Raw genomic sequence first — 20,858 nt, 5'->3', positions numbered from 1 at the left:
CTTCGCGTCGGCCCTCCCCGTATGCCTGTTGCTTGGCGGCGTTAAAATCTAAACCTCACCGGGTTTCCTGTAAAATTTCTACCGGGCCCCGGCCTTTGCGGCTGGCGCGCTTTTTTTGTGCTGAAAAGGGTTGTGCGATTCTGCTCAGGCGCAGTAGCCGCCGTCCAGCAGGATGGTGTGGCCCGTGACATAGGCGGAAGCCTCGGAAGCCAGGAAGACCACCGATCCCTTGATGTCGTCGTATTGAGCCATGCGGCCCAGGAAGGTGTTGCTGCAATACTGGGAGAGGAAGGGGTCCTTCTCGCCCCCAAGAGCCAGGCCTCCAGGGGCGATAGCGTTGACCCGGACTCCCTGGGGACCCGCCCACGCGGCCAGGTACTTGGTCAGCCCGATCATGCCGTGCTTGTGGAAGTGGTAGTCGGGCGGCGTGGTCATGTCGGTGCCGGCGTAGTTACCGAAGTTGGGCGCCACCACCGACTGGATGGAGCCGATGTTGACGACGGCGCCCTGTCCCCGCTCCATCATCCGGTCCACGAACGCCCGGGAGATGGCGAAGAAACCGGTGGAGTTGACCACCATGGATCGCTCCCAGGTTTCCAGCGGGTCGGTGTAGGCTCGCATGGTCCGGGCCACCGAGTTGTTGACCAGCACGTCGACGGCGCCGAACTGTTTCCAGACCCGATCACAGAACTCCAAGATTGACGACTCGCTCCCCTGGTCCAACCCGTCGCCGCTGGCCGAGAGCCCCCTCCCTTCCAACTCCTGAGCCCAGCCCTCGCATCGCTGCCGGTTTCTGGAGGCGATAACAACGTGGGCTCCGGCCTCGGCCAGTCCCTCGGAAATGGGCTTGCCGTAGAATCCGGTGCCGCCGGTGACGACCGATACCTTGCCGGTGAGATCCAGAAGCTGCTTGACGTTCATGACAGCGCATACTTATATCACCTCATGCCTTCGAAACGGAGATTGATCCCCATCGCCAAATCTACAAGCAGAGAAGCCGTAGCAGTGGTCCTGCTCCAGATATTGGTTGCCGCAGACGTCTCGGCCGAGGAGAAACAGGGCACTGAACCGGCGGAGTGGACGACCGCCCAGAAGCTGGCCGGAAAGTACGGTTGGCCCTATGTGGCGGGGCACAAGGGGCTCTCCCGCCAGGAGATCGTCTTTCCCCGGGTCCGGGGCCTGCAGGTGATCAAGGCGGACCTCCACATCCACACCATCTACTCCGATGGCCAGGTCCTGCCCGAAACTCGTGTCTGGGAAGCCTGGCGGGACGGTCTGGATCTGATGGCCATCACCGATCATCCTGAGTACATGAGGCTGGCCCTGCCCCAGGACCGGGAACGAGCCTACGGCCGGGCCCTTCCGCTGGCCCGGGCCCTGGGTCTGATGCTGATTCGGGGTGCCGAGCTGACGACCCTTTCGGGACCGACATACAAGGATGAGGACTCGGATCACGTCGTCGCTTTCGTTCAGGACGAGAGTCCCTTTTTCGACGACTTCGACACGGCGGTTCGGTCGGCCCGCAACCAGGGAGCCATCATCATCTGGGCCCATCCCGGCCCTCGATGGGTCCGGGACGCCACCCGCCTTCTGAAGTTGGGGTGGCTGGACGGGATCGAATTGAGGAACGGCGGCCGAAAAGGGGGGAAGGGGATTGGATACCACCGGGGAGAACCGTACTTCTCCGAGGTGATGGACTGGTGCCTCGAACACGACCTGGCCGTCATCGCCTCGTCGGATGCTCACTGGCCCATCGACCAGATGGTCGACCGGAGCCGGGGAGAACGCCGGGAAATGACCCTGGTCCTGGCTGAGCGCCGGGGCGAGACGTCGATCCGGGAAGCCATCAAGGCCCGGCGCACCCTGGCTTATTTCGGCGAGATGATCTGGGGGCGGGAAGAGTGGCTCCGCGCTCTGGCCGAGAGCTCACTCCGTTTCAGTGTCACTCCAAGCATCCAGGAGAATCGGAAACGCCACTTCCTGTCCGTTGCGAACTCCTCCTCCTTCCCCTTTCGCATGAAGGTCTCCAGGGCGGGAGATGAATCGGCCGCGGGTCTCCGGGAGGTGCGAATTGCGGAGCGGGGACGGACCGTGGCTCCCGTCAGCGTGAAAGAGGGGGAGACAGGGGTTCGGCTCGTCATCACCGTCACCAACCTTCTTTCCGGCGCGGACCGGCCGCTTGTCCTGGAACGGCGACTGCAGGTTCCGGGAGGACTACCATGAGTTCCGCGTACCCCGTCCCGGCCATCGCCGCTCTTGTGGGACTCCTGCTTGCGTGTGCCCCTCCCGCAGAAACGCCCCGGATTCCTGTGCAGGAAGGCCGGGAGGTCTGGAGGGAGTCCAGCTTCGCCGATTTCGCCGACGGTACCCTGACCGACGGTGGGGCCAACACATACGTGGGGGCGGATGGGAGCGTCCGGCTCATCAACGAACTGGACCTGAACCAGGACGGGCTTATCGACCTGGTCCTTCCGGGAAGCCATGACAACAACTTCGACATGGAAGCCTGGATCTACTGGGGACGGGACGATTTGGACGCCGGCAGCCGGACCGCGCTCCCGGGGGAGGGCGGCCAGGACGTGGCCATTGCGGACCTAAATCGGGACGGCCATCCGGACCTGGTGGTGGCCAAGGGCTACAACGGCACGCGCACCGAGAACCGGTCGGCCCTCTATTGGGGAAGCGATTCCGGGTTCGATGCCGAGCGGAGGACCGATCTGCCGACGGTTTCGGCACAGGCCGTGGCCACTGGCGATCTGAACGGAGACGGTTACCCGGAAGTGGTCTTCGCCAGCAACGGCCTCTCCTACCAGTTCACCCGGGAGGGGAACGACTTCAGCGTGGTGCGGCCGGTTTCAGACATCTACTGGGGCTCGGGGGACGGCTATTCTCCCCGCCGAACCACGCAGTTGCCCACCCGCTTCGCCCGCGACGTGGCCATTGCCGATCTGAACCGGGACCGGGCGCCCGATCTGGTCTTCGCGGTTCAGGACTACAAGGGCGAACCGGGCGGAGTGCTGGTCTACTGGGGATCCGAATCCGGCTACTCGGCGGATGCCTCCCTTTGGCTGGAAGGGTTGGGAAGCGTGGCTTTGATCGCCGCCGACTTGAACGGCGACGGCTGGCCCGACCTGGCGGTGGCCAACGAGACGGCGCCCGGCTTCGACGCAGATGCCGGCGGGATCGCCGTCACCCCGATTCCCAGTTACGTCTACTGGGGGGCTTCCGGGGGTTTCGATCCGGAGCGGCGGACCGAATTGCCCGGCTGGCGGGCCCGGGGCATCGAAGCCGCCGATCTCGACCGGGATGGGCATCCCGATCTGATCCTCTCCAACCAGGCGGGCCATGCGTCCTTCATCTACTGGGGGTCGGCAGACGGATTTCGGCCGGATCTCAGAACGGCCCTGCCCACGCTGGCCGCCGGCGCCAGCACGGCTGCGGATCTCAACGCGGACGGCTATCCGGACCTGGTCTTCGCCAACGAGAAGAGCGACGAGAGCTACGACGTTTCCTCCACCGTCTACTGGAACGGGCCCGGAGGATTCGATCCCTCCCGCCGGCTGGATTTGCCGACTCGAGGCGCGTTGTCGGTGGCAAGCGGCGACCTGGACGGCGACGGCAAGGGCGATCTGGCGTTTGCTCAGAGCAAGGACGGCTATGCGTCCAACAACGCTCCCAATGCCTATATCTACTGGGGACGGCCCGAAGGGGACTATTCTCCTGAAGACCGCTGGACCTTGCCTTACTCCGGCCTGAGCGCGGCCAACATCGCCGACCTCGACCGGGACGGCTGGACCGACCTGGTGCTGGCGGGCCAGATCGACATCTTGTGGGGGACGCCCGAAGGACTCTCCCGGACCGGCGCCACCCATCTCCCCACACGGAGGGGCTTCAGCGTGGTGGTGGCGGACTTCAACCGGGACGGCTACCTGGACCTGAGTCTCAGCGAGTGGACCCACGGCCGGGACGAGATGAGCCTCTTCTGGGGCGGTCCTGCAGGCTACCGGATGGACAACCGCTTCATCCTCAAGTTTCCCGACGTGCGGCTCCACAAGGCGGCGGACCTGGACCGGAACGGCTATCTGGACCTGTTGTTTACCGGGACCAGCGACCGCGTGGCCATCTTCTGGAACGGACCCGGCGGATTCGACAACCGCAACGTCCAGTATCTTCCCTCCAAGATGGCCGTCGGAGCCGAGATCGGGGACCTCGACGGGGACGGGTACCTGGATATCGTGATCTGCAATCTGTACGACCTGGAAAAGCTCCGGACCGATGAAGGCGAGCGCGCCATCGACGCGGAGCCCCAAGCGGCCCCTTTCGCCGCCGGCACCGCCGTTTACTGGGGAGGGGAAGCGGGATTCTCGGAGAATCGCATGCTGCTCCTGGACACGGTCGGGAGCGAGGATGCCTCCATCGCCGATCTGAACCGGGACGGCCGCCTGGACCTGGTGGTTTCCAGCTACCATGCCGGCGTCAATCGGCACCACCCGTCCTATGTCTTCTGGGGCGCCGAGTCGGGATTCGATCCGAAACCGGTCCTTTTACCCACCGATTCCGCCTCCGGAGTGATGGTGGCCGACTACAACCGGGACGGGCACGACGACATCTTCTTCGTCTGCCACACCAAGGGAGGAAATCATCGCACCGACTCCTTCCTCTATTGGGGCTCGGAGGCGGGATTTTCCACCGGGAGGCGGCTCCCGGTTCCGACCCGCGGCGTGCACTGGGCGATTCATCACGACGTGGGAAACGTCTACGACCGCGCTCCCCGCTACGATTACCTCTCGTCGCCGTTCCGTCTGCCTGAAAACGGCCAGGTCGAGAGCCTGAGCTGGACAGCGAGGACGCCGCATGAGACCTCGGTTGTTTTCCAGGTCCGGGGTTCGGAGACGCGGGAGGGGCTGGATTCCACCGAGTGGTCCGGTCCCGACGGGCTGGAAAGCCACTACACTCGATCGGGCAGCCGTCTGAACGGACTGGGGGACAATCACCGCTGGGTCCAATACAAGGCGACGCTGCTTTCACCCGGTGGCGTCAACTCCCCAGTATTGGAGGAGGTGGAGATCAGCTACCGGAGCGAGTAGGCGGCGTTGTCCGCAACACCTTGGAAAGGAACATTCTTATGGACAGGGAACTGCTGACCTGGTTCAACGGCCGGCTGGTTCCGGATTCCGAGGTCCGGATACATCACACCGACTCCGGCCTCAGCTTCGGCCACAACGTGACCGACTCGGCGCGGACCTTCGGGTACCGCCCCTTCAAGCTGAAGGAGCACATCGGCAGGTTCTACCGCTCCATGTCGGTGGCCCGGATCAATCCCGGCATGACTCCCGAGCGGATGGAAGAGATCGCACTGGAGGTGCTGGAGGCGAATCTTCCCGTTCTGGACCCGGACGGTGACGTCTGGGTCACCCAGACCGCCACCGGCGGGCGGATGCGCAGCACCATCGGACGTTTCGAGTTCGACCGTCCCGGGTTGCTCATCGCCACACTGCCGCTGGGCTTCGCCGATTACGCTCACCTCTACGAGAAAGGGGCGCACGCCGTGACCCCCTCGACCCGGCATATCCCGCCCCAGTCGCTGGACGCCAAGCTCAAGCACCGGAACCGGATCTTCTTCACCCTGGCTGAATTCGAGGTCAAGGAGGTGGACCCGGAGGGTTTCTCTCTCCTTCTGGACATCGACGGCAACGTGACCGAGAACAAGGGGGCCAACTTCTTCATCTACCGTGACGGGTGCCTGAGGACGCCGCCGACCCGGAACTGCCTGGAGGGAGTCAGCCGGGCCACGGTGCTGGAACTGGCCCGGGAGGAAGGGATTCCCGCGGTGGAGGAGGACTTCCAGCCCTACCATGTGACCACCGCGGAGGAGGCCTTCTTCTGCAGCACCTCCTATTGCATGCTCCCGGTGACCCGCTACAACGGCAATGTGCTGGGCGAGGGCCGGCCGGGACCCGTCTATCGCCAATTGATCGATGCTTGGAGCCGCCGGGTGGGAATGGACATTCCAGACCAGGCGCTCCGAGGAGCGGCGACTTGGAGCGGCGGTTTCTAACCGCCGGCCAGGGGGGGTAGGGGGGACGGCAGTCCCCCCTTTACGCTTATCCACCGCCGACTCGCACGGAAAAAGGAAAAATGGGGGACTAACAGTCCCCCCTCCTAGACCTTCTCGGGAACCTCGAACGGCTTCCGGTACTCGCGCCGCAACAGCCGGCTCGCCTCCTCGTCTCCCGGGATGGTCTCGGTGACCGGATCGAACCGGACTTCCCGGCCCACCCGGTGGGAGATGTTGGCCAGCTCGCAGAAGATGCCCGACCGGTGAGTCACCTCGATGTCCGCCGTCAGGACGTTTCCGTCTCCGGCCCGCAGGGCGTTGACGAAGTTCTGGTAGTGTCCCCACCCCTCCAGATCCGGCGGGTTCGGCTCCGCCTTCTTGTTCCGTCCCAGAAAGACCTGGTAGTCGCACCCGGCGCCCCGCTTCTGGATCCTGTGTTTCATGTGGATGTAGCCGTCGGTGCCGTAGAGGTCCCAGGTGAATTCGGCCATCCATTGCAACCTGGGCTCGGGATAGATGGCGCGCCGGGGCACGACGCGGCCATGGTCCGAGTAGAGATTCCGCAGGTCGCAGGTGAGCAGGGAACCGTCCTGGAACTCGAAGGTGGCCCGATGCGTGTTGGGGGTTTCGGCCTGGTCCTCCGCTCCGAAACGGCCACCTCCCGAATGGGCCCGGACCGGAACCTCCTGGCCCATGATCCAGCGGCAGACGTCGATGATGTGGATCCCGTTGTTGCCCATCTCGCCGTTGCCGAAGTCCCAGAACCAGTGCCAGTTGTAGTGCACCAGATTCCGGTGGAAGGCCTGGTCCGGCGCCGGTCCCAGCCAGAGGTTCCAATCCAGCCAGGAGGGAGGCGGTTCCGCAGGCTTGAAGCCCAACGGATCCCTGGGACGGGGGAACTCGCAGCGCGCCCAGTAGACCCGGCCGATCAGCCCGTCCCGGACCAGTTGGGCCACCCGGCGGAAGGAGCCGCTGGAGCGGCGGTTGGTTCCGCCCTGGACGATGCGGTCGTATTTGCGGGCGGCCTCCACCAGCTTGCGGCCTTCCCAGACGTTGTGGGCGATGGGCTTTTCCACGTAGACGTGCTTGCCGGCCTGGCATGCCCAGATTCCGGCCAGGGCGTGCCAGTGGTTGCAGGTGGCGATGGTGACGGCGTCGATGGACGTATCGTCCATGATCCGTCTCAGGTCCTTCTCGATCCGGGGCCTCCTACCGCTGATTTTCTGAGCCTGTTCCGCCTTCTCCAGGGCCCGCCGTTCGTCCACGTCGCAGACCACGGCCAGATCCACGCCCTCGTTTTCCAGGATCTCTTCCACCAGGCGACGGCCGCGGCCGCCGGCCCCGATCAACGCCACCCGGATACGGTTGTTGGCGCCGGCCCAGGCCTTGGCGGTTCCGATCAGGGAGGCTCCCGCCCAGGTGGAGGACTTGAGGAATTGTCGACGCTTCACTTCTGCCATGATCGTTCTCCCTGCGGACGCTGCTCAGACGGCGACCCGCAATGAGGGGGCCCCTACGGTCCCCATAATCCCCGGCGGAACGGTTCAGACCGGCTGGCTGACGCCGGTTTCCGCTGCCTTGTAGGCGCTGAAGACGACTTTCAGGACGTGGAGAGAATCCTCTCCCGTGAGCGGCGGATTCCCCATGCCGCGTCCCAGGTCCACCAGAGATTGGACCAGGGGGTAGTAGCTGCTCGGCCCGGTCTCGAAGTCGTGAACCTGGATTTTCCGAGGCGCGTCCGGGTGGGTCGAATACCAATGCATGGGACCCTTCAGGAGGTTCATCCGGAGCCAACCCTTGGAGCCCCAGAGCTTGACGCCCAGGTGATATCCCCGGTCCAGGTAGTAGCCGCCATGGTAGGTTCCCACCATCCCCCCCTTGAACCGGAGGGCCAGGGCCACCGAATCCTCGATTTCCACCGGTTGGCCGCCCACGTTCCGGGTGACGGCGGAGACCTGCTCGATGCGGTCGCCGGTGAGGTATTGGACCAGGTCCAGATAGTGGATCCCCAGCCAGATGAGCTGGCCGCCTCCGGCCTTGTCCTTGAACGCCAGCCAGGACTCCTGGTATCGGGGCCGGGTCAGGCGGGTCTGGTCGGCGACGAAGACTAGGTGGGCGCCGAAGGGATCGCCCAGAAAACCGGACTGGATCAGCTCGCGGGCCTTGAGAACCGCCGGGTGAAGCCTCGACCCCAATGCCAGCATCAGGTTCAGCTTCCTGGAATCGGCGAGCCGGACCAGTGGCTCGAAGTCCTCGGCCCGGACGCAGGCCGGTTTTTCGGCCAGGACGTGAGCGCCCGCCTCCAGGGACTCGCGGATCGGCGGGGGCGACAAGTGGGCGGCCAGACTGACGAGGACCGCGCGCGGCTTCGCCTCCCGCAGCATCTCGCCGTGGTCCCGGAACGTCGTCAGCTTGTCGCCCAGGACTTCACCGGCCCGGTCGAAGGTGGTTCCGCTCTCGTCCGACAGGGCGACGGAGGCGACGCCCTGGGCCTGGGCCAGGGCTTTCAGGTAGATACCCAGGTGAGGCCCTCTCTCCTGCGTGATGACGCCCACCGGGATACCCTCTCCGGCGGCCCCGATCCGGGTCGCCGCGGAGAAGGCCAGGGAAGAAACCAGGGTTCCACCAGCAGTTTTCTTGAGGAATGTTCTTCGTTTCATGGTGCAGGCCGTTCCCGTGATTGTGGCTCAGTCTAGCATGGCGGGAGCGGCCCGGGCTGCTAGAGTCTCGCCAACCGCACGTCTCCCGGCTCGGTCCGCAAAGTCCACAGGTCACGTCCCCGATCCATCCCCACGACGATCAGCCGGGACCCGTCGTTTTCGAGCGAGCTGGCGGCGATTTCGACCTTTGGCTTCCTGTTCGCCCCGCAGGAAGCGAAGACCGCAACGAAGGTGGCTTCGGCGGCCCTGCGGCGCCGGATGCAGGTGGAGAGCGTCTCGGATGCCGGGTTGGACGGGGCCGAACCCAGAAACATCGGGCCGGAAGGCTCCAGTGGAAACAGATCCAGCAGTCCACCCTGATGCCGCCAGCTAAGCTTCCAGTTGTCCGCTTCCGGGACCTGGCCCTCCAGCCGGACGTGGGCGTAACCGCCGTCGCCGGTCAATGGAGAGGCCGGAGACAGGTCCAATGGTTCACTGATCCGTTCCCCGCGCACCTGACAGGCCCAGTCCAGGTCTCGAACCGTGGGACACTGCACCTGGAGCAGGTCCACGAAGTAGTGGTCCCGCCAGAGCAGGATTCTCCGCATCTCGACCCCGGCGTAGGCCCCCTCGTCCCAAGAGACGGAGGCGTCGCAGACCGAATAGTGTTCGTCGGTGTAGTAGTAGTGGATCTTTCCCTCAGCCAGCGGCTGGGACAAGCCGTCCACCAGTCCCGTGGCGTGGCTGGCCGTCTGCTGGTACCAGGTGTCGTTGAGCTCGATGCCGTATCCGGGGGTTCCCAGATCCGGCAACCAGGGGGCCCCGTGGGCGAAGAGCTGAATCCTGAGCTGGTCATGGTGTCCGTGAACCCCTCCGTCCGGACCCGCCTTGAAAATCAGATGGCTTCCGTTCTTGCGGTCCCCGCCGCGCAGCACGGCGAACCCCAGATCCTCCATGTGCAGGCTCTTCCATTCCGGTTCCCTTCCGGATGGGATCTCCCGGGCGCCGTCCAGGAGCGCCTCGAAGCAGGTTCGGGGGGTGTCCTCATAGTTCTGCTGCAGGACCCAGGCGAAAACCGGGTCCCGCAACCAGCCGTAGGCGGTTTCGTAGAAGCCGTCCGCTTCCGGGATCCCGTGGCCGACCCGTTGCTGCAGGCCGATGAAATACCAGCAGTCGTTCACGGCCGGAAGCTTCAGGTCCGGGAAGGAGATGAGGATCGGCGCCAGGAACATCCGCTTGAGGATTCCGCCGTCGTCGAAGGAACGGCCCGAAGCACGCAGGACCCGGAGGGTCCAGACCACGGCGTCCAGCATGTAGTAGTGATAGCTCAGTGAGCCCTCCCACCAGATGCCGTCCTGGGAGACTCCCTGGGTCAATTGAGGCTCCAGGCCCAGGTCGCCGCCCAGCGCCACCTCGAGCAGGTCCTCGTCCTCCAGCACCAGCGCCAGAGTGGCCAGCGCCGCATTGTTCCAATTCGTGGCGTTGTGGATCTCGGGCCATCGAACTCGCTGGATGTGCTCGGCGCCGGGCCGAAACATCTGTTGGGACAATTGTCCGGCCGACCCTTCCGGAAGCGCCTCCTCCAGAAGGGCGAAGGCCCAGCACATGCGAATCAGCCAGACCGACTCGTCCAGTCCCGACCAGGCGACGATCCCGGGATGGTTGGGGTGATCCAGGGGAGGAGGCTCCATGTGCCGGTAGCGCTCGGCGTAGGTGAACAGGATCCGGCTGGACAGTTCGCGGTCGGCTTGGGCCTGTTCGCCTTGTCCGCCGGTGAGATGGCTCCGGAAGGCGAGCTTCAGGGCGGCGTCGCTGAGCATGTCGTTCACCGACCACCGCCAGGCGCTGTCGTACGGCTCGCCGCTGTAGACGGCGCCACACACGGGACAGAGGTGACGGTGCGGCTCCCGTGGGTCGTAAACGAATTGGGCGGCGCACTCGGGACAGAAAAATTCGTGGTAGTAGCCGGCCTGGTGCGTGGGGACCTGGGGCAGGAACCGGTGGTAATCGGTGAGTCGTTGGTCCAGTGCCTCTCGGGCGGCGGAGAAGGAGGGGTCCGAGGCGCGCCGGCGCAGGTCCCGGCTCCATTCCGGTGTCAGAAGAGTCATCTTCGATAGGCCTCCAGGGTGATCTCGGCGATTCGGTCCCAGTCGTAACGTTGGATGCTCGCCAGTGCGGTCCGGTATGCCTCTTCCAGGTCCCAGCCGCGGATTCCCTGCATGGCATCCAGGAGCGCGCCCGGCCGGGCCGGGTCGTAGAGCAGACCGCCTCCCGGAAGGATGACCTCCGGCAGGCAGCCCATGTTCGGCGCGATCACGGGGCGGGACTCGGAAAGGGCCAGGGTGACGGTCCCCGACGACATGGTGGCCAAAAACGGCAGCACGACGGCGTTGGTGGCGCGCAGCACCCGGATCATGTCCGGCGTCGGTACCCGCGGCTCGACAATCTTGTCCAGGATCCGCGGGTGTCCGGCCGCCAGCTTTCGAATCTTGTCCAGGTAGGGCCTGTAGCGTCCCCCGCCGGCCAGCAGGAGCCAGGAATCCTCTCCCGGCACCCTGCGGAAGGTCTCGATCAGAGTCTCCAGACCCTTGTAGGGCAGGACTCCCCCGATGAAGCCATACGCGAAGTCCCTGGCCGGAATGCCCAAATCCCGGCGGGCCTCCCTCTGGGTGGCGATGTCCGGGTAGACCCCGATGAAATGACCGTGGGGCGCCAGGAAGATGTCGTGGGAACGTCCGAAAGTTGCCCGCACGCCCTCGGCGGACGCCGCGCAATGGGCGATGATGGCGGTGCAGAGCCGGCACATGTGGAGCCGGAACTCGTGATCGATGTATTGGTGGGTCCGGTTGTGCGGGTAGATGTTATGGGCGGTCCAGACCACCTTGTAACCCAGTTCCCGGGCCAGCTCCAGGGAGGCGGCCATTTCCTCCATCTGCCGCTGCATGATTCGCGCATCGTCGTTGTAGTAGTCGTGGTGGGGCCAGTGGAGGTGCAGGACCTGGATCCTGCCCTGGTTCCTGCGGAGGTACTCAAGACTGTAGTCCGTCTCGAAGACCATCTCCACGCCGCGCCGCTCCAGGGCTTCCGCCAGGAGCGCCCCGTAGGGGTTGTTCCCCTCGTGGTTGGCGGGAAGGCGTTTCTGCTGGTGATAGTAGAAGGCGACGCGCAAGATGAACCCGGGAGTCCGATCCGGCCGGCAAAAAGATGGCTCAGCGCGGGTCGGGCTCGATGAAGAAGACGTATTCGTTGGTGTCCCGTCCGTCGTAGATGATGCTGTATTCCACCATCAATTTGAGCGGCTCCTGGTCGTTGTACCGGTTGATGATGCAATTGTGGCTGTAGCCGTCGGGGTGCCGGGTATCTCCGCTGACGATGATCCCGCCGCCCCAGTCGATGCCGTCGTCGGACTGGTAGAGGACGAAACGGCGGCTGCCTTCCCCCTCCTGGCCCGACCGTCCGTGCAGGTAGTATTTTCCCCCCAGATAGGCCAGCTCCGGATCGCGGATCATCTTGTCCACGTAGGTCTTCCGCTGCTCGCCCCAGGTATGCCCCTGATCCTGGCTGATGCAGTAGTAGAAGTGGTGCTCGTCCTTTTCCGTGTAGGCGCCGGCCAACAGGCGCCCGTCCGCCATAACGACCATGGTCCCGTACCACTTGTCGTCGTCGAGCGGCAGCGTGCTCCTCCGGGTCCAGCTCAGTCCGTCGTCGCTGCTCGAGTAGAGGACGTGGGGACCGCCGTCTTTGCTGTCATACAGGACGTAGTTGGTTTCGCCGGACACCGCCACGGCACAGGGATACCCGACGAAGTCGCCATCGATGGGCTGGTAGTCGCTCCAGGTGGCGCCGTGATCCAGGCTCCTCATGAATCCGCTGTCCCTTTTGCCCTCGCCGAACCTGAAATGGGTCAGGAACAGGACTGCGCTTCCCTTTTCGGTGACCAGACCCTCCTCGACCCAGACGGATCGCTTCCGCTCCGCGTCGTACTGGTCGTAGGAGTATTGGAACTTGTTGTACCTCTTCCAGGTCCGGCCGCCGTCGGAGCTCTCGGCGTATTCGGTCCAACCGTCCACGTTGTGGTCGGTGGTGTTGGTATGGAAGGCCACGATCCGGCCGTCGGCATACTCCATGCAGACGGGCCCGCCGTGGGTGCAGCGTCCGGGAGCGTCGTTCTCGAGATCGGCAATGATGTCCCCGAAGATGTCATCGCCAAGCTCAGTGGACGGATCGTAGTCGTAGATTCGCGCGCCGTCGATTCGCCCCGGATCGACAGCCTCATCGGGGGATGCGTCCTGGACCACGTCGCCGGTTCCGCAACCGAAGACGATCATGACTGCGATCACGGAGACTGTTGCTCTGATGATCATCCTGCTCCCCGTCCTCTCGGGCGTCCGCATCGGTTCGCGAGATACTACCACTTCGGAAGGGAAGTGAGGAGTCGTTTCTCGCCGCTCATCTTCCGTGTAGACTTGGCCCGCAACGTCAAGTCGAGGCCGGAAAACCATGATGCATCGGCGTGATTTCTTGAGACCGTTGGGAGTGGGGGCGATGGTTGCGGCGGGAAAGGTCCGGCGCCTGTTCCCGGGAACGCTGCCGGCCGGATCGGGCCAACCGTTTTTCGAGAAGACGACCGTCTTCTATCCGGGCAAGGGTTTCGGAGTCCGGCTTCCCGGACTGTTGGCGACGAGCCGAGGCTTCGTGGTCGCCATTTGCCAACGGCGGTGGGACAACATGCTCGACTTCGGCCACGACACCGACGTCCTGGTGCAGCGGAGCACGGACGGGGGGCGGACTTGGGGGAAGCAGCGAGTCCTCTTTCGGGAGCGGGGGACCTTCTGCCTCGTCGGTCCGCTGTTCGAGGACCGGTTCAGCGGGACGATCTTCTCCGCCTTCTGGAAGCTTCCGACGACGGCTCCTCACGACTTGCGGTATTTCCCCACCTACGCCAGGACCGATGGGCGCTTCTGGCTGGCCAAGAGCACCGACCAGGGCCAGACCTGGTCTGAGCCCACTCCCCACAAGGCTCGGACCAGCGCGGACGGTTGGGACGGTTGGACCAACAACTCGGTCCACGGCATCCAACTGACCCGGGGTCCGCACAAGGGCCGGCTGGTGATCCCTGGATTCCTCTACAAGGAGGGAGAAGAGGGACAGATCCCAGGAGTCCGGGGAGGCGTCCTCTACAGCGACGACCATGGATCGAGCTGGCGCGTGGGGGGCGTCCTGCCGGTGGGTTCGGACGAGGTCACCGTGGTGGAGACGGCGGACGGGGGCGTTTACGCCAATTTCCGCAAGAACCGGCCCTATCACAATGAATGGCGGTGGCACGCCTGGAGCCGGGACGGAGGCGAGAGTTTCGAGCCGCAGGAGACGCAGCCCAACGATCTCACCACTGTCATCTGTCACGCCGGGCTGACCCGCTACCCCACCGGGAAGAACGGGGGGAAGGACATCTTCCTCTTCTCCAATCCGGCGGGTCCCGATCCCTCCAATCCGACCAAGGGACAAAGACAGCGGCTCACGGTTCGGGCCAGCTACGACGAAGGCCGGACCTGGCCGCTGTCGAAGCTGTTGGATGACGGTCCGTCCGCCTACTCCGACTTGGCCGTGCTGAAGGACGAGACGATTCTCTGTCTTCACGAAGACAGCCTCGACTGGCCCGAGTCGAAGCTCGCTGAGTGGTACGGCAGCTTTTCGAGCCTGGACCATCGCCGGCGCTGGTGCGAGCGGATCAGCATCGCCCGTTTCAACCTGGAATGGCTTAACAGCCCGTGGTAAAAGTCCTCACGGCATTCGACCGTCCCTGCATCCCGGCGGACTGTGTTGCGATTCGCTCACATACTCCCGGTATGCTCACGAATCGCGCCTTGTCCGGCGGGCGCAGGAACGGTCTCGGTGCTCGCGGGACTTTCACCACGGACTGTTAAAGAATGACGCGGAGGAAGACGTAACATGTACAGGATGGCCATCATCGGCGTGGGGATGATATCCACCAAGGCCATGATCCCGGGGATCAACCAAGCCAAGACGGCCGAGCTGACGGCTCTGGGGACCAGCTCCCCGGAGAAGGCGGAAGCGCTCTCCGCCAAGCACGGCGTCGCCCGCTGCTATCCCAACTACCAGGAGCTTCTGGAGGATCCCGGCATCGACGGTGTCTACATCGGTCTCCCCAACCATCTCCACAAGGAGTGGACCCTGAAGGCGTTGGCGCACGGAAAGCATGTCCTTTGCGACAAGCCTCTGGGGATGGACCTGGCGGAAGCGCGGGAGATGGAGGCGGCCGCCCGAGCGGCGGGCCGGGTGCTGATGGAGGGGTTCATGTACCGCTTCCATCCGCAGCATGCCCTGGTGAAGAAGCTGATCCGGAAGGGTTCCATCGGGCGCGTGTTCCTTTTCGAAGCCCACTTCCACTACTTCATGGAAGATCCGGACAACATTCGCCTGAAACGAGAGACCGGCGGGGGAGGCCTCTACGACGTGGGTTGCTACGGGATCAACAGCGCCCGGTACATCCTTGGCGCCGAACCCCGATCCGTTTCCGGCACCTGGCGGTTGGGGGCCGACACCGGAGTCGACGAGTTCTGTCACTTCACCCTGCGGTTCGACGGCGGCCCGGTGGCCACCGTTACCTGCGGGACCCATCTTCCCCGGGAGCAGGGGTACAGCGTCTACGGTGACCGGGGAATCATCAAGGCGCCCCAGGGCTACGTACCCGCGCCTCACAAGCGGGTCCACGTGACGGTCATCGACCAGGATGGCAAACACGAGGTGCACCGGGTCCGTGGCGTCAACCAGTATGCCGACGAGGTCGACGCCTTCGTCGCCGCTTGCGGCGGCACGGCGGACGACAGGATCGAGGCGGGCGTCGAGAACATGGCCGTGCTGGACGCGGTGCGGAAGGCTTGCCAATCGGGGGCCGTCGAGAGTTGCAGCGCATCCTCCTGAGAAAACAGATGGGGGCATCCTGGGTGGGGAGACAGTCTTGTCTCCGTCTTCAACACCTGATCATTCTCGTCGTCGCTATGGGAGCCTCCGCCCCGGGCGCTTCCGCGGAAACCGTCGACGTGGGCTCCCGTCTCGAGCTCATGGTGGATGAACATCTCATCGACCGCATGTCGGGAGGAGCCCGGCTGCAGGTCCACCGGCCGGTCCGGCGGAACGTGGCCCTGGAGACCGGTGAGCCCTGGGAGGGAAACGCCTCCTTCTACCGGACGGTGTTCCAGGACGGAAGCGTCTACCGGATGTACTACGGCGCTTGGCACTACGAGACGACGGAGACGGGAATGACCTACCCCCACCGTCCGTACCTCTGCTATGCGGAGAGCAGCGACGGCATCCACTTCCGGAAGCCGAAGCTGGGGCTGGTGGAGTTCCGGGGCAGCACGGACAACAACATCGTCCTCTCCGAAACCACGCTGAGCTCGGTCGAAGCCGACCCCGGCCACGCCGCCGTCTTCATTGACGACAATCCCGACTGTCCCGAAGACGCCCGCTACAAGATGATCATCCGGTCCCGGGGCGAAAAGGGCCTCTTGGCGCTCAAGTCGCCGGACGGATTCCGCTTCACCCCCATGTCGGACCGCGTCGTGATTTCGGAAGGGGCCTTCGATTCCCAGAACCTGGCCTTCTGGGACCCCGTGCGGCGAGAGTACCGGGCCTATTTTCGAGGATTCCGGGAGGGGATCAGGGACATTCTGACCGCCACCTCGGCCGATCTCCTGAACTGGACGAAACCGGTCTGGTGCGAGTATCCGGGGGCTCCGTCGGAACATCTCTACACCAACCAGTTGCGGCCCTACTACCGGGCGCCCCACATCCTGGTGGGTTTTCCCATGCGCTACAAGGACCGGGGACCCACCGAAGCGACTTGGCGGTTGCCGGGGCGTGAAGCCCGGGAGCACAGATCCTCCGTCAACCAACGCTACGGAACAGCCGTGTCCGACGCCCTCCTGATGACCGGCCGGGACCGGCATGACTTCAAACGTTGGGGAGAGGCCTTCATTCGACCCGGGCCCGCCCGGACCGACAGTTGGGTCTATGGAGACAACATGATCGCCTGGGGAATCGTCCAGACCCGATCGGATCGTGTCGGTTCTCCCGACGAACTCTCCATCTACGTGGTGGAAGGGTACTGGGTGGGGCGAGGCATCAACGTTCGGCGTTACTCCCTCCGGATGGACGGATTCGTATCCGTGCGGGCGCCGTTGGCCGGTGGGGAGATCGTGACCCGTCCTCTCCGCTTCGACGGCAATCGGCTACGCCTCAACTATTCCACCTCCGGCAGCGGCGGAATCTGGGTCGAACTCCAGGATGCGGACGGCAGGCCCCTGGAGGGTTTCAGCCAGGCGGATGCGGATGAGGTCTTCGGAGACCAGATCGAAGGCGTCGTGACCTGGAAGGGGAACCGTGACGTCAGGTCGCTCGCCGGCCAACCGGTCCGGATCCGGTTCGTTCTCAAGGACGCCGACCTGTACGCTTTTCACTTTGCCGCCGACTAGGAGGGGCGACTTTCAGTCGCCCTGTGGGGGGAGTAGGGGAGACGGTAGTCCTTCCACTGCAGTTGATGCACAATCGATTAGAGGGACGAGCCATGGAGAACGAGCCGATCATGAACGACCAAGGCTATCGCCGCACACTCAAGGCGATTGAAGGCCTGATGACTGCCAAGCGCGGCACTCCTGAAGGCGACCGGCTGGATGTTCCAGTAACGTCGGTCGAGGCTTGGGAGGCGCTAGATTTTCCTGCGGACACCGGGATCGAGACGTGATTAGAGAACCTGGCCGCGATGGACGCAGTGCGGAGGGCTTGCCACTCGGGGGCTATCGAGAGTTGATGTGCATTCTCCTGTGGGAATGCCGGCATTAGAACCAAGGAATTCAGGGAGGAATCCGAAAAATGCCGCTATTCGTGATCTTGCTCGTACTCGTCACCGGAACCGCCGTCATGGGCGCCTCCGACGGGGTCGCCGACGTGGGTTCGCGTCTTGAGCTCATGGTGGATGAACATCTCATCGACCGCATGTCGGGAGGAGCCCGGCTGCAGCTCCACCATCCGGTCCGGCGGAACGTGGCTCTGGTGACCGATGCGGCCTGGGAAGGGAACGCCTGCCATTACCGCTCGGTGTTCCAGGACGGAAGCGGCCACCGGATGCGCTACCGGATGTACTACGGCGCCTATCAGTACGAGGTGACGGAGACGGGCCAGACCTATCCTCACCGCCCGTACCTCTGTTACGCCGAGAGCAGCGACGGCATCCACTTCCAGAAACCGAAGCTGGGACTGGTGGAGTTCCAAGGCAGCACGGACAACAACATCATCCTCTCCCAGACGACGCTGAGCTCAGTCGAGGCGGACCCCGGCCACGCCGCCATCTTCAAGGACGACAATCCCGACTGCCCCGAAGACGCCCGCTACAAGATGATCATCCGGTCCAGGGGCGAGAAGGGCCTGTTGGCGCTCAAGTCGCCGGACGGACTCCGGTTCACCCCCATGTCGGACCGGGTGGTGATCTCCGAAGGGGCCTTCGATTCACAGAACCTGGCTTTCTGGGACCCGGCGCAGCGGGAGTACCGGGCTTACTTCCGTGGGTTCCAGAACAAGGTCAGGGACATCCTGACGGCCACCTCTCCCGATTTCCTGAACTGGACGGACCCGGTCTGGTGCGAGTATCCGGCGGCGCCCCGGGAGCATCTCTACACCAACCAGTTGCGGCCCTACTACCGGGCGCCCCACATCCTGATCGGTTTCCCCATGCGCTACAAGGACCGGGGCTCCACCGAAGCGACCTGGCGCCTGCCGGGCCGGGAAGCCCGGGAGAACAGGTCGAAGGTATCCCAGCGCTACGGCACGGCCGTGACCGACTCGCTTTTGATGACGGGCCGCGACCGGCTCCACTTCAAACGCTGGGCAGAGGCCTTCCTTCGGCCCGGTCCTGCCCGAATCGACAGTTGGGTCTACGGAGACAACAGCATCGCCTGGGGAATCGTCCAGACCCGCTCCGACCGCGCCGGTTCTCCGGAAGAACTTTCCATCTACGTGGTGGAAGGATACTGGATGGGCCGGAGCCTGAACGTGCGCCGCTACTCCCTGCGAATGGACGGTTTCGTCTCCGTGCAGGCGCCACTCGCGGGCGGAGAGATGGTGACCCGTCCTCTTCGCTTTGACGGCAATCGGCTGCGCCTCAACTATTCCACCTCGGGCAGCGGCGGGATCTGGGTCGAGCTCCAGGACGCGGACGGCAATCCGCTGGCGGGTTTCCGCCAGGCGGATGCGGATGAAGTCTTCGGAGACCAGATTGAGGGCGTGGTGACCTGGAAGGGGAACCGGGACGTCAGCTCACTGGCCGGCAAGCCGGTCCGGATTCGTTTCGTCCTCAAGGACGCGGACCTGTACGCTTTCCGATTCGCCACAGACTAAGCAACGATTCGGCCTCCAGGAGCGGCGGTTTCCTAACCGCCGAACTCCAGAGGAACGGCGCGTACGAATGATCCACGAAACTGACAAACAGACGACCCCAGCTTGTCCTGCGGGGTGACTTGCCAAGAGTCTCGACGGCATGCATCCTGCCTGTGGGAGGACATTCGAATGAGATCAAGTCGTTTCCTGGGATTCATCCTGTTGTTGCTCATTCTGCCGGCGCCGGGTCCGGCCTGGGCGGGGTCGAGCCACGATTCCGATACCCGTGAGATCGGCTCCCGCCGGGAGCTCTTCGTCGACCACTATCTGATCGACCGGCTGCGGGGGGTCCGGCTGCAACTGCAGGAGCCGCGACCCGCGGAGCAGGTGATCCGCATCGACCGTCCCTGGGAAAACGAGTTCAACTACGGGTACAAGGTCTTTCAGGAGGGCGGGGTCTACCACCTCTTCTACCTGGCCCGGACCACACTGCCGGCGGAGCAGAGGTTCCGCCGCGCCATCAGCTACGCCCGGAGCCGGGACGGTATCCACTGGGAGAAGCCGAACCTGGGACTGGTGGAGGTGGACGGCAGCCGGGAGAACAACGTGGTCATGCTGGGACGGCTGGTCCCCTTCGTGGACAACCGGCCGGGCGTGCCGGCCAACCGGCGCATCAAGGCCACCAGCTCCCATTACCGGGACCGGCCCGATTGGAAGAACGAGCATCCCCTGGACGGAAGGAGGTACGTGGACCTGTTCCTCTACGAGTCCTCCGACGGGTTGGATTTCCGCAAGGTGCAGGAAGATCCGGTCTTCATCACCACGCTCCCCAACGGCTTCGACGGCATTCAATCCATCTTCTGGTCCGAATCCGAGGGGAAGTATGTTCTCTACTTCCGATTCATGACCTCCAACAAAGGCCCCCGAAAACGCTCCGTGGCCCGGAGCACATCCCCGGATCTTCTGAGTTGGACCGATCCCGTCCCCATGGAGTACACTACGGGAGGCATCGTCCCGCCCGAACATCTCTATGAGCACCAGACGGTCCAGTATTTCCGCGCTCCCCATATCTACGTCGCCTTCCCGCCGCGGTTCATGTATGGCCGCTCCGCGCTCACCAGGGAACAGGGCGAGGCCGCCGGCATCGTCTCGGACGCCACCCAACCGAACAATCCGAACTGGCTGACCCAGGATTGCGCGGACGCCGCTTTCATGACCTCCCGGGGGGGCACGCTCTACGACCGCACCTTCATGGGGGTCTTCGTCCGTCCGGGTCCGGACACCCTCAACTGGGTGTCCCGCACCAACTATCCGCTTCAGGGCGTGGTCCGGACGGGGCCGGCCGAGATGTCCATCTACGTGGGCCGGCACTATGGGCATCCCACGTGGCACATCCAGCGGTTGACCCTGCGCCTGGACGGATTCGCCTCCGTCAACGCGCCCTACGCCGGCGGCGAGATGATCACGAAGCCCCTGAAGTTTTCGGGGAGCCGTCTGGAGATCAACTACTCCACTTCGGCCGTCGGCGGATTGAGGGTGGAGATTCAAGACGCCGAGGGGAAGCCGATACCCGGATTTTCACTTGCGGAGTGTCGCGAGATCATCGGAGATGAGATCGCCCGGGACGTGTCCTGGGAGAGTGGCGGGGACGTGGCCCGTCTTGCGGGGACCGCCGTTCGGCTCCGTTTCGTGATGAAGGACGCGGACCTCTACTCCATCCGCTTCCACGACTGACGCCGGAGCCCGAGTCCCGGGCGGCAGGGGGCATC

15 protein-coding genes are annotated in these 20,858 nt (G+C 64.3%); 9 read left to right on the top strand and 6 right to left on the bottom strand.

Annotated elements, in window-relative coordinates; translation table 11 throughout:
- Positions 1-144: 144 nt before the first annotated feature.
- A complete protein-coding gene (locus OXT71_02090) occupies positions 145-921 on the bottom strand; it encodes an SDR family oxidoreductase (protein MDE2925170.1) in 777 nt (258 codons plus the stop codon).
- 84 nt (positions 922-1,005) lie between these two features.
- Here OXT71_02090 and OXT71_02085 point away from each other — a divergent pair, with 84 nt between their 5' ends.
- From OXT71_02085 to OXT71_02075, 3 genes are read left to right on the top strand one after another with little or no spacing between them, the layout of a single operon-like run.
- Positions 1,006-2,223: a hypothetical protein gene (locus OXT71_02085; protein MDE2925169.1), complete on the top strand. Its 1,218-nt coding sequence runs from the start codon at positions 1,006-1,008 to the stop codon at positions 2,221-2,223.
- Complete coding sequence (locus OXT71_02080) at positions 2,220-5,087, top strand: VCBS repeat-containing protein (GenBank protein ID MDE2925168.1); 2,868 nt, start codon at positions 2,220-2,222, stop codon at positions 5,085-5,087. Before OXT71_02085 ends, OXT71_02080 begins: the two co-directional genes overlap by 4 nt.
- 38 nt (positions 5,088-5,125) lie before the next feature.
- Positions 5,126-6,058 (top strand): aminotransferase class IV, encoded by a 933-nt coding sequence (locus OXT71_02075; GenBank protein ID MDE2925167.1) that lies wholly within the window; start codon positions 5,126-5,128, stop codon positions 6,056-6,058.
- Positions 6,059-6,162: 104 nt separating this feature from the next.
- On the opposite strand, the gene OXT71_02070 is transcribed toward OXT71_02075, so the two are convergent.
- The 5 genes from OXT71_02070 to OXT71_02050 form a co-directional block, all read right to left on the bottom strand.
- Positions 6,163-7,518, bottom strand: coding sequence for a Gfo/Idh/MocA family oxidoreductase (locus OXT71_02070; protein MDE2925166.1), 1,356 nt, complete (start codon positions 7,516-7,518; stop codon positions 6,163-6,165).
- A gap of 84 nt (positions 7,519-7,602) precedes the next feature.
- Positions 7,603-8,718: a Gfo/Idh/MocA family oxidoreductase gene (locus tag OXT71_02065; protein ID MDE2925165.1), complete on the bottom strand. Its 1,116-nt coding sequence runs from the start codon at positions 8,716-8,718 to the stop codon at positions 7,603-7,605.
- Between the two features lie 59 nt (positions 8,719-8,777).
- Entirely contained in the window at positions 8,778-10,805 is a 2,028-nt protein-coding gene (locus tag OXT71_02060; protein ID MDE2925164.1) for a heparinase II/III family protein, read from the bottom strand.
- Positions 10,802-11,866 carry a glycosyltransferase family 4 protein gene (locus OXT71_02055; protein ID MDE2925163.1) on the bottom strand — a complete coding sequence of 355 codons (1,065 nt, stop codon included), beginning with the start codon at positions 11,864-11,866 and terminating at the stop codon, positions 10,802-10,804. Before OXT71_02055 ends, OXT71_02060 begins: the two co-directional genes overlap by 4 nt.
- A 40-nt stretch (positions 11,867-11,906) precedes the next feature.
- The gene (locus tag OXT71_02050; protein MDE2925162.1) at positions 11,907-13,061 is read right to left on the bottom strand and encodes a sialidase family protein; all 1,155 of its coding nucleotides are present in this window, start codon (positions 13,059-13,061) and stop codon (positions 11,907-11,909) included.
- 136 nt (positions 13,062-13,197) lie between these two features.
- On the opposite strand from OXT71_02050, the gene OXT71_02045 reads away from it, so the two are divergent.
- From OXT71_02045 to OXT71_02020, 6 genes are all read left to right on the top strand, one after another.
- Positions 13,198-14,472 carry a sialidase family protein gene (locus OXT71_02045; GenBank protein ID MDE2925161.1) on the top strand — a complete coding sequence of 425 codons (1,275 nt, stop codon included), beginning with the start codon at positions 13,198-13,200 and terminating at the stop codon, positions 14,470-14,472.
- Between the two features lie 174 nt (positions 14,473-14,646).
- On the top strand, positions 14,647-15,639 hold the full coding sequence (locus tag OXT71_02040) for a Gfo/Idh/MocA family oxidoreductase (protein MDE2925160.1): 993 nt from the start codon (positions 14,647-14,649) through the stop codon (positions 15,637-15,639).
- Between the two features lie 8 nt (positions 15,640-15,647).
- Entirely contained in the window at positions 15,648-17,192 is a 1,545-nt protein-coding gene (locus OXT71_02035) for a hypothetical protein (GenBank protein ID MDE2925159.1), read from the top strand.
- A gap of 92 nt (positions 17,193-17,284) precedes the next feature.
- Positions 17,285-17,461: a hypothetical protein gene (locus OXT71_02030; protein ID MDE2925158.1), complete on the top strand. Its 177-nt coding sequence runs from the start codon at positions 17,285-17,287 to the stop codon at positions 17,459-17,461.
- 128 nt (positions 17,462-17,589) lie between these two features.
- Complete coding sequence (locus OXT71_02025; protein MDE2925157.1) at positions 17,590-19,110, top strand: hypothetical protein; 1,521 nt, start codon at positions 17,590-17,592, stop codon at positions 19,108-19,110.
- Positions 19,111-19,278: 168 nt separating this feature from the next.
- The gene (locus OXT71_02020; protein ID MDE2925156.1) at positions 19,279-20,823 is read left to right on the top strand and encodes a hypothetical protein; all 1,545 of its coding nucleotides are present in this window, start codon (positions 19,279-19,281) and stop codon (positions 20,821-20,823) included.
- Positions 20,824-20,858: the final 35 nt, after the last annotated feature.

It is taken from the genome of Acidobacteriota bacterium (assembly GCA_028874215.1).
GTDB lineage: Bacteria > Acidobacteriota > UBA6911 > RPQK01 > JAJDTT01 > JAJDTT01.
This window is presented reverse-complemented; position numbering and strand designations above follow the sequence as displayed.